We start from the raw sequence: 15287 nt of genomic DNA on the forward strand, positions 1-15287 counted from the left end.
TTGACAAAACATCACTTTATTCAACTAAAGGGGTAGGGGGGTAAAATTGCTATTTTTTGAACCCCCTTAGACCGCGCTCCCCGTTTTTTCACGCAAAATTTCGTTTTTTGAAACTTTAGACAGATTGGAGGAGTAGCTGTGGGTGGGAGAAATGCGAAACCAGTCGCTCTGCACATAGCAGAAGGCAATCCAAACAACCTGACAAAAGAACAAATAGCAACTCGAAAAGCTTCAGAAATTAAACTCGGAGTGACTGATTATAGCAAAATTCGTGCGCCAGCACTCGTCCAAAAAGATAAAGTTGCGCTAGCTCAATGGCGGAATTTGATTAAGGAATACAAGATGGCGGCTGAGCAGGGGGTTGAGTTGCTGACAACCTCTGATATTGGTTTGCTGGCGCTGTATTGCAAAACATACAGCGAATATGAGCGGCTGCAGGCGGCATGTCAACGGATCGAATCTATTGCGGCAGATAGTGGTTCACTTGAAGACTACATGAGCGATAGCGAAGAGTTTGATTACAAGGCCAAGCAGCAGATGACCCAGCTTCTGAGCATCGACGGGGTTTTGAGAATCGAAACGGCGATCAATAAGAAGATGGATATGCTGATTAAGATGCAGGACCGGCTATTCCTCAATCCTTTGGCGAAAGTAAAGAACGTTCCTAAACCAAGTAAGAAGGATGACAAGCCGAAAGGCAAGTTCGCCAAATTTGCAGGTGGACGCGGTGGTTGATTATCCGCTTAATGCGCTTGCGCACGATGATCGAACAACACGTTATGCCCTGGATGTGGTTGAGGGGCGTTTGGATAGAAAGGTCGGGAAAACGGAACGTCTTTGCTGTGAGCGCCATCTGAGGGATTTGGAGCGACAAGGTACACCTGAGTTCCCATACGTATGGAATCCTGAACTCGCTCACGTCATGATTGACTTCGCGGAGACATTGACGCTCGCAGAAGGGAGTTCGCCACAGCCATTGGAGTTGTGGGGCTTCCAAGATTTCATTTTAGGCTCATGGCATGGTTGGCGAGACTTAGAGGGGTACAGACGTTTCAAGACGTCATACATCCAAATAGGACGGCAGAATGGTAAGTCCTTGATAAATTCCGTGCCTTCCATGTATTACGGTAATTTTGACGGGTACATGTATCCCCAGATTTATGCTGCTGCGACAAAGTCAGAGCAGGCTTGGATTGTGGCAAAAGAATGCATGAAGTTCATTAATGCGGACCCCGAACTCGGTGGGACTGAGTTTGAACCTGGAATGTTCGAGGTGCGGGAGTACAATAAACGAATCCTTTGTAACATCACGCGTGGCGAAATCGTCGCGTTAGGGAGAGACACTAAAACAATCGATGGATTCCGTCCATACTACGCCAGTGTGGATGAATACCACTTACACCCGACAGATCAGATGTACAGACTTTTGCTAGATGGATGCAGGAACTTGCATGAGTATTTAATCAGTGTAATTACCACAGCTGGTTTCGACCTCAACGCACCATGCTATGAGGAGTATGAGTACAGCAAGGCAATTATTGAATGCGTTGAGGATATGGAGTCGCGGTTTGTGTACATTGCTGAACCTGATGCAGATATTATGAAGGCAAAGGATGGGGCTTTCTCATCTGAAGCGCAGCAAATGGCTAATCCTCTTTGGACGCCTCAAAAGGCCAAGAACCTGGCTGATGCAGCTGTTGAGGCCAAGAAAAAAGGCGGGCATACACTTCGTAACTACTTCACCAAGGGGCTGAACTGGTGGGTTCAATTCGCAGACAACCAGTATATGAACATGGACCACTGGAAGCAGTGTGCGTCAGATACAAAGATTGAGGATATGACCGGGAGAGACTGCTACCTTATGCTTGACCTTTCAAGTGGTGGCGACCTCACATCCGGGAATCTGGAATTCCCATTGGATGACATAGGCGAGAATCGCAAGTATTATCTGCACTCCCATAGTTTTATACCGGCTGCGCGTGTAGCTGAACATATAAAGAGTGATCTTGCCCCATATGACATGTGGATTGGGGACGGATTACTGACGGTCACAGAGACGCTTGGAGGCGTTAAAACAGACTACAAGTACATTCTGAGCTACTATCGCAAACTTCTAAAAGAAAACGATCTAAAACTCAAAGGCATCGGTTATGACCCGCATAACGCAGATGCTTTTTTGCATGATCTTTCAGAACTGGCAGATGAGTATGGTTGTGAAGTAATTGAGGTCGTGCAGTCAGCACGAAGTCTGAACGACGCTACAGTCGATTTCCAGCTCGAGGCCGAGGCAGGAAACCTTATCTATGACCGGAGCAACAAGCTCCTTACATGGTCGATGAGGAACGCTAAAACGGTCAGCAACAGCTTCAGAGAGATAAAGATTGATAAGGACCCAAAAGCAAAGACGAAGCGTATAGACCCCGTTGACGCAGCTATAGGGGCGCACAAGATTACTTTGGCTCTGGCTGGTCAGGCGAAGAAGTCAGTCTACGAAGAAAGGGGGATGCGACGGCTATGAGCAAAGACAAAAAGCGGGTTGATGCTGTGACTACGGTTAAAGAGTGGTGTTTGGTTCTCGGCTTCGTAATGTGGGGATGCGGGACATGGCTGATTTGGCCGCCTATTGCACTTCTTACTTGCGGTGGTTTACTTATGGCGATTGGACTGCCCAAGCCTTCGAAGCCTACGAAAGGGGGTGATTGAAGCGAATGGGCATCATTAGCAAACTGGTCGGAGGATTCAACAACTCGGCCGAATATTCCACGGACGACTTCGACGAGCAGGTCAAACGAAGGATTGAGCAGCAGGTTCATTCTGGAGTGGATGTGAACGAAGAATCAGCAATGCGTTTCATCACAATCTATAGCTGTGTTCGGGTCCTAGCCGAGACGATTGGAGCACTCCCGTTAGTGGTTTACAAGGAACGGAGAAGCGGGAAAGGGGCTGACAAGGCCTATGATCATCCTCTTTATGATCTCCTTTATAACCAGCCTAATGACGAGATGACAACCGTCACTTGGAGAGAACAGCAAATCGGGAACCAGGCCGTTGCTGGTAATGGGTATTCTGTTGTCACCAAGAATGGGCGGGGAGCACCAGTTGACCTTTACCCATTGCCGTGGCATCAAGTTCAACCTTTCCGGGATACGGATGGTGAAATCAAATATCGGATTATGGATCGCGGGAAGCAAGAGGTGTTTCCCAAAAGTCATGTGTTTCACACGATGGGAATTTCGCCTGACGGGCTTATTGGATACTCGCCCATCAGAATGGCTGCTGAAAGTATTGGTGTCGGCATGGCCGCTACTGAATTCGGGGCCAGATTTTACGGGCAGGGAATGAACGTTGGAAGTGTGTTTGAGTATCCGAACGCAATGTCAGACAAAGCGTACAGTCGAGTTAAAGAAGATTTGGATTTACGTGGAGTCGGATTGGCGAACAGTTGGAAGCCGCTTATCTTGGAAGAAGGAGCGAAGTTCAGTCGGATTCCAATGCCTTTGAACGATGCGCAGTTTATAGAGACAAGAAAGTTTTCCCGGGACGAAATCTGCGGGTTATTTCGCGTTCCGCCTCACATGATTGCGAACATGGAACGTAGTACATTTTCGAACATCGAGCATCAAGGTATTGAATTCGTGAAGTACACACTTCTTCCTTACTTGGTAGGCTGGGAAAAAACGATCAGTTGGAAGCTTCTCACCCCTGCTGAACGGCGCGCCGGGTACTATGCAAAGTTTAACGTCGAAGGATTGTTGAGGGGCGATTATAAGAGCCGTCAAGAAGGACTTGCAATCCAACGTCAAAACGGCATCATAAACGCTAATAAATGGCGTGAGATAGAGGAAATGAACCCTATCGAAGGCGAGGAAGGAACGGCGTACATGGTCAACGGCAACATGATTCCGACTTCAAGAGCAATTAATTCAGGCGGGGGAGGTGAGAACGAATAATGAGGTTTTGGAACTTTTCCAATTCGACTAATGAAGAGGTTGAATTGCGTATCAATGGTGAAATTATGAGCGATGATGATGGCTGGTTTTACGAATGGTTCGGCATCCCGGTTGCAAAGCCAAGTAAATTCCGCAAGGAGCTGTCGCAGCACAAAGATAAGGCTATTACTGTATGGATTGACAGTTGGGGCGGAGACGTTTTTGCGGGTGTTGGTATTTATAATGCTCTTAAGTCTCATAAAGGTAAGGTCACCGTCAGGATTGACGGGAAAGCCGTCTCTGCCGGCTCCCTGATAGCGATGGCGGGCGATGAAATCATTATGTCCCCGGGTAGTATCATGATGATTCACAACCCATGGTCAAGCGCTGTGGGAGAGTCGAAAGATATGCGTAAAGCCGCAGATGTTCTTGATGAGGTGAAAGAGGCAATATTGAACATTTACCAAACAAAAGTATCCGGTAAAAGCAGGGAAGAAATTTCGAATTTGATGGATAACGAGGAATGGATGTCCGCTCGTAAAGCCGTGAACGAAGGTTTTGCTGATAGTATGATGGATTTGGTAGATGATGAATCTCAAATCAATAATTCCTATTCTGTCAGCAGGATTGCAATCATGAACAGCGCAAACAGCGTAATGCAGCGGTTTTTGGAACAATTCCGGAAGTCACTTCAGAACGAGGAGCCTGCTGCTGAACCACCTGAAAACAATAAGAATTCAGAACAAGAGCGAGCCAAACAGGAATCGCTTTTTTTGTTGTCCAAAAAATTAAACCTTCGAGGGAGAGTGTTGTTTAAATGAAATCTAAGTACCTGTTAAAACTCAATTTGCAAACATTTGCTGCTGGAACGAAAACTTTGGAAGAACTGCAGCAGGAACGTGCGGCAATTCACGATAAACAAGAGGCTTTGGTTGTCAAAGCTCAAACAGAAAATCGCGGGTTCAACTCGGAAGAAGAAACTGAGTACAACAACCTTGAGGAGCAATTCCTTAATTTGAACGCTGAAATTGAAAAGATGGAGCAACAAGCGACCATTATCAATAAAACGGCTGATCGTTCTGCGGCTCTTAACTCTACTGCAAAACCATTCCGGCCATCTGCTGTTGCAGGTGCTCCTGTCCAGCCCAAGCAATTAGACAACGGTGGGTTCAAAAATCTTGGGGAAATGGTTCATGCGGTACGTTTTGGAGATGCAAAAGGACGTCTTAACAACTTGCCAGTGGGTCAAGGTGAAGGCGGCGGGTTTGGTGTGCCGGAAGCGTTCCACGGTCAGCTATTCCCGAATCGTATCGCTAATGAATGGGAGATGGGTACCGGAGAGAACGGCGGCTATGCACTGCCTCCAACTCAATTCCGTCCAGACATTCTGAAACTTAACCCCGAGTCAGCAATTGTTCGATCACGTGCGACTGTAATTCCGGCTGGATCGCCGCCAGATGGCAAAGTTACTATGCCTGCACTGGTTCAGGGTTCAAAAGGTGTTTATGGTGGTGTAGAGGTAGCGTGGATCGGGGAAGGTGAACTGAAACCTGAGACAGACGCAAACCTTCGTGAAGTCTCATTGGAACCACATGAGGTCGCAGCAACAATGACTATCACAGACAAGTTGTTGCGTAACTGGCAGGCTGCTAACACCTTTATCAGTTCGCTGTTGCAAGGTGCAATGAATGCAGCAGAAGACATTGCATTTTTGACTGGTAATGGCGTAGGTAAACCTTCAGGCGTCAGCAGTGCTGCAGGGGCGATTGTGGTTAATCGGGAAGCAGCCAATCAGATCACTTTCCTGGACACACTGCAAATGCGCTCCAAACTTCTGCCGGAAAGCCTAGGGGGTGCTGTTTGGGTTGCCAATCTTTCGGTACTGCCTCAAATTGCAACGCTGCAGGACCCGGCTGGTAACTATATCTTCATTCAAGGGGATGCGACAAAGGGAATTCCCACAACTCTGTGTGGCATTCCGATCACCTTCACAGGCAAAACACCTATTCTCGGCAAAAAAGGGGATCTGATGCTACTTGATTTGTCTCATTACCTGATCAAAGATGGTTCTGGTCCATACATTGCAGCATCCGAGCACGTCCTGTTCCGGCAGAACAAGACAGTCATCAAAGTGTTCTGGAACGTTGACGGGAAACCATGGGTTATCGAGCCTCTTACATTAGAGGATGGTGATACAAAGGTAACCCCATATGTGATTCTGGGCATTCCTGCTGTTGGTGGTGGCTAATCATGCCGAAATATAGTGTCACAAACCCTTTCTATCTCTCTGGCGTCTTAAAAGAGGCCGGAGAGGAATTGGAGTTGACAAAGGCTTTTGCAGAAACGCTTTCTAAAAAGAACATCATTCTTGAAATAGAAGCAGAGAAGACTGAAAATCCAGGTAAAAAGAAAGGCGGAAAGGCTGGTGAGGTGAATGCTGAAACTCAAACAAGTGATTCCGCCAGCGGTGGAGCCGGTGACATCCAGCCAGGTGCTGAAGCAACTCAAGTTTGATGATACGGACCCTGAGCTGATTGAGCAAATCGAAGGATTGATAAAAGCAGCTCGGGAATGGTGCGAAACCTATCAGAACCGAGCTTACATCACCCAGACGTTTGAGCTTGCCTTGGACTGTTGGCCCCGGGGGAACAGGGTCAAACTTCCCCGGCCCCAACTCCAAGAAATTGAATATTTGACTTACAGAAACGGAGGCGTCCTGAACACTTGGGACGCCTCTAATTATGTTTCTGATGATTTTTCCGAACCTGGATATCTGATCAAGGTTTCAGGGGTAAATTGGCCAGCATCTGTTAAAAATCCAAACGGCATTATTATCAGGTATGTTGCAGGCTATGGCCCATCCCCTGAGGACGTCCCTGAGACGATTAAACTGGCTATCCAGATGCTAACTGTCTATTGGTTTGAAAACGGACTCTGTGAGCCTCCCTGTGCGGTCTATAACCTATTGGATAGTGATAGGGTGGTGCCGATATGAGGAACTGTAAGAATTGCAAGCGGTGCGATCAAAAGGGCACAGCTTCTAAGTTGAATAAACGAATTGAGATACTTAATCCCGGTGAATCTCGCAATAAATACAACGAGCCTATAAAGACTCTTGAGTTAGTGGCCAGACCTTGGGCGGCCGTTGAACCACTACAAGGCAGGGAGTATTACGCAGCTGCCCGCGAACATGCAGATGTGACCACGAAAATAACCATTAGGTACCGTAAGGACGTTGATCGCACCATGTTTGTTCAATGTGACGGAGTGATGTTTGAAATTCTCCATATCATTGACCCGGAGTTTAAGCATGAGGAACTGCATTTGATGTGCAAGGAGCGTCAGTAATATGGGAACTTCAAGCATAAAAGGGATGAAAGAGTTAGAGAAGATGTTCCGGCAACTCGGGAAGGTACCGCAAACTGTAGCCACGAGAGCAGCACGATCCGGTGCAGCAGTAGCCCTGCGTTCAGCTAAGAAAAATGCACCAGTAGATTTAGGTTACCTCCGTCAAGGGCTCGTTCTGAAAAAAGAGCGTACAAGGGTTCAAGGGAAAGCTGTTTATCAAGTCACCTTTGATGCGGGCATGAATGATGTGTTTGTTAAAACATCAAAGGACGGAAAACGGTCATACTACCCTGCATCGCAGGAATATGGATTTCTAAGCAAAGGCGGTCGCTATATACCGGGCTACCGCTTTTTGCGTCGCGCAATTGATGATAACGATCAGCAAATTGAGCAGGTGACGATTGAGAGTGCCGGAAAGGCTATCGATAAGATAATGACGAAAGGGTGAGAAGATGGATTTTGAAGAAGCGCTAATACATGAATTGAAAACGGTCAGCGCATTTGATAACCGGATCTACCCCTTAAGTTCACCGGAAGCGAATGCTGGAAATGGTGTGCCCTACTTGATTTTTGTTTCAAGCGAAGGGGAGCAAGCGAAATCATTAGGTGAAGGGCACTTAAGCAGCAAAGAAGTTCCGGGAGAAATTAATATCATTGCATCGACCTATGAGGAAATGAAGTTACTCACAAAGCAGGTCATTCCGTTACTAACCGGTATGGAGCAGCGCGTGATTGGAGTGGATGGCCCTTATATTCAGGAATTCACATATAAAAAACCAGTCGAATTATACGAAAATCAACCTGGATTGTACAGGTGTCATATCGAATTCAATACATTTTTTGGGGAGTGATCATATTGGCAGAGCGTGCATTAGGTACAAAGCTCGAAATCGGCGAGGGAACAGCGGCTAAATCTATTGGTCAGCTTAAATCTATTTCCTCGCCATCAATGAGCCAGGAGACAATCGACGTTACAACACTGGAATCTGATGGCGGATACCGGGAGGTTATAGGTAGTTTTAAGGATGGGGGCGAGGTGTCGGCGTCAGGTTTTTTCAAGCCATCCGACCCTGGACAGGCTGCAGCATATAAAGCATATGATGAAAGCACTGTTGAATCATTTGCAATCAAATTCCCTGTAACACTTGGTGCAAGATGGGTGTTTAAAGGAGTTGTTACGGCGTTCTCAACATCGGCCGAACTTGAGGAAGCAGTGAGTTTTGAAATTACCATTAAGGTATCCGGCAAGCCTGAATTAGTATTGAGCAGCGGTTCATAGGATTTTTTTAAATTTGAAAGGAGCAAATAAATATGTCAGATAACAACGATGTAGTCATTATCCAACTTGATCGTCCACGAGAATTGCGGTTTGGACATAAAGCACTCAAGCGTCTGTCGGCGATGTCAGGACTTAACATCGGAGAAATTGGGGATAGCGAATTAAACATGGGACAGGTCGAGGAAATCATGTATTATGGCCTGTTAAAAGATGCTCGGGAGAATGGGGAAGAATTAAAAATGGAAGACATGGAAGACTTGTTAGATTACGCTCCGACAGTCGCTTACACCATGGAGAAGATTACTGAGGCTTTAAACAAGTCGTTTTCAGGAATGTCTGAGATGGAAGGTGATGTGGGAAACGTCCCGAAGCCGAATCGTCAACAGCGTCGAAGGAATGGGACTGGCAACAAAGCTTAAAAGCAGCAATACGTATTGGCATATCAATCGAGCAATACAACGAAATGACGCCACATGAGCTTAATCTTCATTTGGAGATTTATTACGAAAATAAGCGACTGGCAGACGATCAATCCATTACCTTGGCTTATTTAACGGCATACTGGCATCGAGTTAAAAAGATGCCAGAGCTGAAAACGCTTCTGTCCACCGGTCAGCGAAAAGAAATGACCGATGAGGAAATGCTGCAGATCGTAAAAGATTTGACGCTTGCTGCTGGCGGAAAAATCACGTACGAAGGGAGGGATTAACATGGCTGTTGTACGTAACCTCATGGTGCGTGCCGGTGCTGACTTTAGCAAGATGCGGCAAGAGATGCAAAAAGCGCAGCAGGACCTGCAGAAATTTAAGTCTTCCGTCAACAAAACCTTGGGGCTCATTGGGACCGGTCTTGCAGCTTTGGGAATCGGCAAGGGGTTGAAAGATAGTGTTGCCGCAATAAACCATACAATTGAACAGGAGACAAAACTTGCGACAGTTATGCGCAAAACCATGGGAGCGACTGATGATGTGATTCAGTCGCTTTTTTCATTGGCAGATGCGCAGGAAGCTGTGGGCGTTGTATCAGCTGACGCGCAAAAGGCTGGAGCTGCCGAGCTATCTACTTATCTGACTAAAGCCAATAGCCTTAAGCAACTCATACCGGCACTCAATGACCTTACTGCTGCGCAATACGGTTTTACAGCAAGTGCCGAGCAATCTGTCGGGCTTGCAACGATGCTGGGCAAGGTTATGGACGGGCAAGTCGGCGCCCTGAGCCGGTACGGATTCACCTTCGACAAAGCGCAAGAAAAAATCCTGAAATACGGCAGCGAAGCGCAGCGGGCAGCATTGCTCGTCGAAATCATTTCCGATTCTGTTGGCGGCATGAATGAGGCGTTAGGACAAACACCAGAAGGCCGTATGTTGGTTCTTAAAAATACCCTTGGCTCAATCAGATCCGAAATCGGTCGGGGCGTGCTACCAATCATTATGAAGCTGCTTCCGTACTTACAGGCGGTGGCAAACTGGTTTTTGCGAGCTGCACAGGCTGTCAGCGCGTTTACGGCCGCTTTGTTTGGCAAGGTAGACACCGGGATAGGTGCCGGTGCAATCGATGCGCAGGCAGAGAGCGTGGACGAATTAGGTGGCGCGTACGAAGATGCCGAGAAGAAAGCCAAGAAAGCACAAAAAACTGTTGCTGGCTTCGACCAGGTCAACTTGGTCGGTGAGAAGTCATCCAAAGACAAGTCTAAAGATGGGCTTCCAAAAGGCGGTATTGGCGGCATAGATTTCGATGCGTCACCTATAGGAAACGCCATGTCTGAGGTAGGGGAAAAAGCCCGGGCGATGGCGGATAAGGTTAAGAATGCATTCCAAACGATGAAGTTCTTCATCGTGAGCAATAAAGACATTATCATATCTGCTCTAGCCGGTCTTGCGGCTGCCTTTGCGACCTTTTGGGTTGCGTCCAAGTGGGGATCAATAGTAGCTGCTGTACAAGGCGCAGGGCGTGTCATCCTTGGCGTGCTCGCTAGTCTCCTATCCCCTGTTGCGATTGCTGGAGCAGCCATAGCAGGATTAGTTGCCGGATTTGTTTACTTTTATCGAACGAACGAAAAATTTCGGGATACGGTACAAACGATCTTGCAAAAGATTGGCGAGGCGGCCCAGACCTTGTGGAATGCAGTCATGATTCCTTTCGGGTCATGGCTTGCCGATGTTATGCCAAAGGCATGGGATGCAGTGTCTACGGCTGCAAAATGGTTGTGGACTAATGTCCTTGTGCCCCTCGGAAATTTCGTTAAGTGGCTGTGGGACAATGTGTTTGCCCCGTTTGGCAGATGGTTAGCGGACGTCATGCCCAAGGCTTGGGATGCTGTAACCAAAGCGTCTAAATGGCTCTGGCAGAACGTTTTGGTCCCTTTTGGGAAATTTCTGAAAGAGTTGTGGGACAACGTTCTCGTGCCGCTGGGTAAGGTGCTAATTGATGTGCTTGCTATCGCATTCCAAACCGTGGCAGATATAGCAAAAGACTTTTGGCAAAAGGTGTTGGTCCCTCTCGGAAAAGCACTCAGTGAAATGTTTGGTCCAGCCGTAGAGGCTGCTAGCGCTGTTCTAAAATACCTTTGGAATAACGTTCTTATACCAATGGCAAAGTTCCTTGCAGATACCTATATAACTGCATGGAAATCCCTAACCGAAACCATAACATTCCTCTGGAAATACGTTTTTAAACCATTAGCCGAGTATGTTGGCGGAGCATTTAAAATGGCCTTCAGCAATGCATTTGATACCATATCTGGTTTGATTGGTGGCCTGAAAACAACATATATAGGCCTCATGAATTTCATCACCGGTGTATTTACGGGTGACTGGCGCAAGGCATGGAACGGGGTTAAGGACATTTTTAAGGGTGTTTTTGACTCACTGTATACTATTGTAAAACATCCTCTCAATCTGATTATTGAATCAATAAACAAGGTAATAGAGGGGATCAATAGTATCAGCTTTGATGTTCCAGACTGGCTGCCGGACTGGGCAGGCGGCGGGAAAAGCTTCGGAATTACAATCCCGAAAATCCCGAAGCTTGCAAAAGGCGGCTTAGCATTTGGCCCTACACTGTCAGTAGTCGGTGACAACCCAGGCGCAAGCGCGAACCCGGAAGTTATTGCCCCACTCAACAAACTCAAGGACTACATGGACAACAGCAATGACAAAGAGGTCAACTTGCTTGGGCAGATCCTACAAGTGCTTAAGCAAGGTAACACGCAGCAGGGCGGCGGTGGAATTGGCAATATGACGATTACTGACCTTGCCCGTATGATCACGCGGGAACAAAACGCTCATAGCCGTATGGCTGGACGTAATTTAAATATCACTTAGGGAGGGCTGCAAGTGCTGATAAAAATAAACGGCGTAGAGATTGCAGCCTATCCTGCGCCGGGGCAATTTAAGGTCACTATCCTCGACCTGGACGATGCGGATGCTACGAATCGTACGGTAGATGGCACAATGCATCGGAGTAGAGTGGCGGTCAAGCGACAAATCGAAATGGGCTTCCCAGCGCTTCCGCAGACAAAAATATCTGCGATACTCAAAGTGATGAGAAGCCCATTTTTTAATGTATACTACCCCGACCCGATGGACGGATATGTCACGCGTAATTTTTATGTTGGCAATCGGCCGGCAGCTGTACCATTTGAGCGTAATGGTGTGATGTTCTGGGAGGGGCTGCAATTTACGCTAACGGAGAAGTGATGCCATGTATCCTATATCACCAAGTTTTGCTCAATATCTACAAAACCCTAATAGCATTGTTATCGCCAAGGTGGACATCAATGACAAGACCTATACAGATGTCCATATCGTGGATTTTTCGATAGAGAATTCACTAACTCAGGGCGACGATTTGGAACTCGGAACAGTAACACTTTCCCGGCTTGTGCTAAATCTCCGTACCAAAGACGATTTGCCGCCCAATGCTAAGGTTGTGCCGTACATCGGGCTGGACTACTCCCTATTGCCTTGGCAAGAAGCGGATTTTCCCTGGCAAGATGCTGATTTCTCATGGACGGGCGTGGCGGGCGATTGGCTCCCGATGGGTGAGTTTTATATTGATAACCGGACGAAGGTCAAAGATGTGCTGCAGGTTGAGTGCTTCGACAAGTTGGTTTGGGCAAACGCGCCTTATTTATCCGGCCTAACCTACCCAGCAACGATGCGGGCAGTCTGGGACGAGATATGCCAGCAACTGGACTATGTCTATGACAACAGTGTTGTCATCAATTCCGGATTTATGGTCCCGGTTGCTCCTGTTGGCTACAGTATACGGCAGGTCATGGGATTTATAGCTTCTGCCAATGCAGCTTGCGTTTATGCCGGGAAGGATGGGCGTATTAAGTTTAAACGATTCGCGGCAACGGAACAGCCGGTCATCAATATTACCGGATCTGATTACACATCGGTCAAACAGACCAACCCCCTGAGGACATTTACAAGAGTTGTCGTCACCTATGATGACGAGGACGATTTGAGCTTTGAGGCTGGCGAAGGCAGCGATGCGACAACGCTTTTTATAACCAACCCATTAGCTACCCAGCAAATGACGGATCATATTTATGCTGCAATCAATGGCGTATCTTATCTGCCGATTACAATGGACGCCATTGGCTTTCCACAGATTGAACCGGGCGACCTTATCGGCTATGGCGTGTATGATGGTACAGCCTGGATTGATGCTGATATCCCGTGGACAGATTACCATGTTCCTTGGGACGGTATAAGCCATTACCAGAGTTACCTATTGAGGGTTAGTTTTGGATACAAAGGCGGCATAAAGATGTCTGCCGAATCCCCTGCTCGCAGCGACCAGCAATCAGAGTTTATGGTCGAAGGTGAGCTTGAGGGGCAGATCAAGCGGCTGACGCAATCGGCTGTACGGCAGGGTAAATTGTATTATGGGCTGACAATCTCGAAAGAAGCTGGCTTGCAGATCGACCGCAGCGATGGTAAGGCGAGGGCCGTGTTTAATGCGGATGAGTTGACGTTTTATAAGGGGACGGACAAAGCCCTTTGGTTCGATGTAGACAATGAACGGTACAAATTCTCCGGGACAATTGAGGCGGGAGAAGTCATTGGTACAAAAATCACCGGGGGAACCATTAACGGTACAAATATCTCTGGTAGTACGATAACCGGTAACACAATCAATGGCGGATCTATCAACGGTACCACAATTTCAGGGGCAGCTATTTATGGCGGTGTTATTTCCGGCCCGCTTATTCAAACCGGCTCATCATTCCCACGCATTGAGATGAATTCCAGCGGGAATTTACTGACTGCAAGTCTTAATAATAGTGAATCAATAGCAATCAGCCCTAACCTTTCAGGTTCGCCCACTATACTTTGGAATAGCGGGGGTTCAATAGCGGGTCTTTTGACGTACACCCAAGGTTACGGGACTTGGATTCGATCTATGAAGGAAAATATACTGGTAAGTGCCGCCAAAAGAATCGATCTGTCTCCTGGGGGTGGTTTTAACATCAACATACCTAGTTGGAGCAGATTCTACAACGAAACTAACGGAAGAACACTGCAGCAAGAAATAAACGATATATATGCTGCAATCGCTGCAATGGGTAGTTAATCCATGGTATAATCACGGTAATTATCGCCATGGAAGGATGAGGAAACAATGAAAGGTAAAAGAATGTTCTTCGCGGGTGCTGTAGTTGGTGCGGCATTAATGGTATCTGTAAGCGCAGCAGCAGATAGTTTGAGCCTTATTGGAAAAAAAGTAACTTCAGAAACCGAAGTATATCTAGATGGAAAGCTGTTTGATACAGCTCCTGTGATAAATGGAACCAGTTTGGCCCCACTTAGGAAGGCATACGAGGCTGCTGGATATACAGTATCCTACAAGGAAAAAAAAGTGTATTTAGAGTCTAAAAAGGGTGAAGGTGGTAATTTGTCGACTGATAATACAGTCTCAGAACCAACCAGTTCAAGCACCAGTAAGGATGACTTGAAAAAAGAGATTGAAGAGAAGCTCTCTAAAATAAAAGTCAATATACACATTAATAAAGTTACAGCTGACCCAGCTAACGGGCTTAGCGCAGATGAACAAGAGGCAGCCAAAGAGAAAATAAAGGAATTGGAAGCTGAACTCGCAAAACTTGAGAAGCAGCTTACAGAACTGAAATCATAACCAACCAAAGGTCGCCTATATGGCGGCTTTTTATTTTGAGAAAGGGTGATATATATGAATAACTTGAAAATAAAAGAAAATAAAATTTACCTTAATGGGGTGCAACTCACTGATGTCATCAGTTACGAAATAGAGTCTGGATTCCCGTCAGTGTTTACGCTGCGGATGTACATTAATGATTCGACTATTGTTAAAGGCGGCAAGCTTGATGTAGTAGGGCCCGAGGTTATAGCGCCGATGGCGAAACTGGATCGTTCGCCAACAGTATCCCCTTCGTCCAATATCACGAATGTTCCAAGCGTCTCCACTAAAGGTGATTATGGGGTAAAGAAGTACCCTGTTAAAGAAGAAGAAGGGATATTTGAGAGTGAGATGCATGAGGCGTTGTGTCGACTTGGATTTTCTGAGCCTACAAAGCCTGAGAAAGCTGTTCCCGATACTTATCAGGTTGTTGATAATACGATCCTATTACTGTGCAGATACATTCAAGAAGAATTGCGGAGTGGTGGGGTAGGTCGCATAGCTAACCTGCCTCCCTTGATTGATTCATTAGCTAGGTTGAAAAACAATATGGAGGGTTAACA

General features: G+C 46.8%; 19 protein-coding genes. All 19 read left to right on the top strand.

The features are described from left to right. Positions 1 to 138: 138 nt before the first annotated feature. From H583_RS0121245 to H583_RS0121335, 19 genes are read left to right on the top strand one after another with little or no spacing between them, the layout of a single operon-like run. Positions 139 to 735 (top strand): P27 family phage terminase small subunit, encoded by a 597-nt coding sequence (locus tag H583_RS0121245; protein ID WP_036710440.1) that lies wholly within the window; start codon positions 139 to 141, stop codon positions 733 to 735. Further along, positions 728 to 2518: a terminase large subunit gene (locus tag H583_RS0121250; protein ID WP_051236790.1), complete on the top strand. Its 1791-nt coding sequence runs from the start codon at positions 728 to 730 to the stop codon at positions 2516 to 2518. Before H583_RS0121245 ends, H583_RS0121250 begins: the two co-directional genes overlap by 8 nt. After that, positions 2515 to 2703 carry a hypothetical protein gene (locus tag H583_RS33745; RefSeq protein ID WP_036710442.1) on the top strand — a complete coding sequence of 63 codons (189 nt, stop codon included), beginning with the start codon at positions 2515 to 2517 and terminating at the stop codon, positions 2701 to 2703. The genes H583_RS0121250 and H583_RS33745 overlap by 4 nt, the downstream gene beginning before the upstream one ends. Before the next feature lie 5 nt (positions 2704 to 2708). Further along, positions 2709 to 3950, top strand: a complete 1242-nt coding sequence (locus H583_RS0121260; RefSeq protein ID WP_028562246.1) for a phage portal protein — start codon at positions 2709 to 2711, stop codon at positions 3948 to 3950. Continuing rightward, complete coding sequence (locus tag H583_RS33750; RefSeq protein WP_081667423.1) at positions 3950 to 4750, top strand: head maturation protease, ClpP-related; 801 nt, start codon at positions 3950 to 3952, stop codon at positions 4748 to 4750. Before H583_RS0121260 ends, H583_RS33750 begins: the two co-directional genes overlap by 1 nt. Then, positions 4747 to 6177, top strand: a complete 1431-nt coding sequence (locus tag H583_RS0121270; protein ID WP_028562247.1) for a phage major capsid protein — start codon at positions 4747 to 4749, stop codon at positions 6175 to 6177. The genes H583_RS33750 and H583_RS0121270 overlap by 4 nt, the downstream gene beginning before the upstream one ends. Before the next feature lie 2 nt (positions 6178 to 6179). Continuing rightward, positions 6180 to 6443, top strand: a complete 264-nt coding sequence (locus H583_RS36735) for a hypothetical protein (protein WP_028562248.1) — start codon at positions 6180 to 6182, stop codon at positions 6441 to 6443. Continuing rightward, positions 6364 to 6924 carry a head-tail connector protein gene (locus H583_RS0121280; protein WP_081667424.1) on the top strand — a complete coding sequence of 187 codons (561 nt, stop codon included), beginning with the start codon at positions 6364 to 6366 and terminating at the stop codon, positions 6922 to 6924. The genes H583_RS36735 and H583_RS0121280 overlap by 80 nt, the downstream gene beginning before the upstream one ends. Positions 6925 to 6974: 50 nt before the next feature. After that, complete coding sequence (locus H583_RS0121285; protein ID WP_028562250.1) at positions 6975 to 7277, top strand: phage head closure protein; 303 nt, start codon at positions 6975 to 6977, stop codon at positions 7275 to 7277. A 1-nt stretch (position 7278) separates the two neighbouring features. Next, on the top strand, positions 7279 to 7725 hold the full coding sequence (locus tag H583_RS0121290) for an HK97-gp10 family putative phage morphogenesis protein (protein ID WP_245585960.1): 447 nt from the start codon (positions 7279 to 7281) through the stop codon (positions 7723 to 7725). A gap of 4 nt (positions 7726 to 7729) precedes the next feature. Then, entirely contained in the window at positions 7730 to 8128 is a 399-nt protein-coding gene (locus H583_RS0121295; protein WP_028562252.1) for a hypothetical protein, read from the top strand. A 5-nt stretch (positions 8129 to 8133) separates the two neighbouring features. After that, the gene (locus H583_RS0121300; protein ID WP_245585961.1) at positions 8134 to 8556 is read left to right on the top strand and encodes a phage tail tube protein; all 423 of its coding nucleotides are present in this window, start codon (positions 8134 to 8136) and stop codon (positions 8554 to 8556) included. A gap of 32 nt (positions 8557 to 8588) precedes the next feature. Further along, the gene (locus tag H583_RS33755) at positions 8589 to 8975 is read left to right on the top strand and encodes a hypothetical protein (RefSeq protein ID WP_036710444.1); all 387 of its coding nucleotides are present in this window, start codon (positions 8589 to 8591) and stop codon (positions 8973 to 8975) included. A 44-nt stretch (positions 8976 to 9019) separates the two neighbouring features. Continuing rightward, positions 9020 to 9265, top strand: a complete 246-nt coding sequence (locus H583_RS33760; RefSeq protein ID WP_051236794.1) for a hypothetical protein — start codon at positions 9020 to 9022, stop codon at positions 9263 to 9265. A 1-nt stretch (position 9266) separates the two neighbouring features. Continuing rightward, positions 9267 to 11879 (top strand): phage tail protein, encoded by a 2613-nt coding sequence (locus H583_RS0121315; protein ID WP_028562254.1) that lies wholly within the window; start codon positions 9267 to 9269, stop codon positions 11877 to 11879. Between the two features lie 12 nt (positions 11880 to 11891). Then, positions 11892 to 12254 (top strand): DUF6711 family protein, encoded by a 363-nt coding sequence (locus tag H583_RS0121320; protein WP_028562255.1) that lies wholly within the window; start codon positions 11892 to 11894, stop codon positions 12252 to 12254. A 4-nt stretch (positions 12255 to 12258) separates the two neighbouring features. After that, positions 12259 to 14142 (top strand): hypothetical protein, encoded by a 1884-nt coding sequence (locus tag H583_RS33765; protein ID WP_051236796.1) that lies wholly within the window; start codon positions 12259 to 12261, stop codon positions 14140 to 14142. A 48-nt stretch (positions 14143 to 14190) separates the two neighbouring features. Beyond that, positions 14191 to 14703: a hypothetical protein gene (locus H583_RS0121330; RefSeq protein WP_028562256.1), complete on the top strand. Its 513-nt coding sequence runs from the start codon at positions 14191 to 14193 to the stop codon at positions 14701 to 14703. Between the two features lie 54 nt (positions 14704 to 14757). Next, positions 14758 to 15285: a hypothetical protein gene (locus H583_RS0121335; protein WP_028562257.1), complete on the top strand. Its 528-nt coding sequence runs from the start codon at positions 14758 to 14760 to the stop codon at positions 15283 to 15285. Positions 15286 to 15287 lie beyond the last annotated feature (2 nt).

Origin of the sequence: Paenibacillus pinihumi DSM 23905 = JCM 16419 (assembly GCF_000422505.1) — a bacterium.
Taxonomy (GTDB): Bacteria; Bacillota; Bacilli; order Paenibacillales; family Paenibacillaceae; genus Paenibacillus_D; species Paenibacillus_D pinihumi.

Coding starts and splice junctions, on each gene's coding strand:
- H583_RS33745 (WP_036710442.1), top strand. CDS start 2,515: ATGAGCAAAGACAAAAAGCGGGTTGATGCTGTGACTACGGTTAAAGAG.
- H583_RS0121260 (WP_028562246.1), top strand. CDS start 2,709: ATGGGCATCATTAGCAAACTGGTCGGAGGATTCAACAACTCGGCCGAA.
- H583_RS33750 (WP_081667423.1), top strand. CDS start 3,950: ATGAGGTTTTGGAACTTTTCCAATTCGACTAATGAAGAGGTTGAATTG.
- H583_RS0121270 (WP_028562247.1), top strand. CDS start 4,747: ATGAAATCTAAGTACCTGTTAAAACTCAATTTGCAAACATTTGCTGCT.
- H583_RS36735 (WP_028562248.1), top strand. CDS start 6,180: ATGCCGAAATATAGTGTCACAAACCCTTTCTATCTCTCTGGCGTCTTA.
- H583_RS0121280 (WP_081667424.1), top strand. CDS start 6,364: ATGCTGAAACTCAAACAAGTGATTCCGCCAGCGGTGGAGCCGGTGACA.
- H583_RS0121290 (WP_245585960.1), top strand. CDS start 7,279: ATGGGAACTTCAAGCATAAAAGGGATGAAAGAGTTAGAGAAGATGTTC.
- H583_RS0121295 (WP_028562252.1), top strand. CDS start 7,730: ATGGATTTTGAAGAAGCGCTAATACATGAATTGAAAACGGTCAGCGCA.
- H583_RS33755 (WP_036710444.1), top strand. CDS start 8,589: ATGTCAGATAACAACGATGTAGTCATTATCCAACTTGATCGTCCACGA.
- H583_RS33760 (WP_051236794.1), top strand. CDS start 9,020: ATGACGCCACATGAGCTTAATCTTCATTTGGAGATTTATTACGAAAAT.
- H583_RS0121315 (WP_028562254.1), top strand. CDS start 9,267: ATGGCTGTTGTACGTAACCTCATGGTGCGTGCCGGTGCTGACTTTAGC.
- H583_RS33765 (WP_051236796.1), top strand. CDS start 12,259: ATGTATCCTATATCACCAAGTTTTGCTCAATATCTACAAAACCCTAAT.
- H583_RS0121330 (WP_028562256.1), top strand. CDS start 14,191: ATGAAAGGTAAAAGAATGTTCTTCGCGGGTGCTGTAGTTGGTGCGGCA.
- H583_RS0121335 (WP_028562257.1), top strand. CDS start 14,758: ATGAATAACTTGAAAATAAAAGAAAATAAAATTTACCTTAATGGGGTG.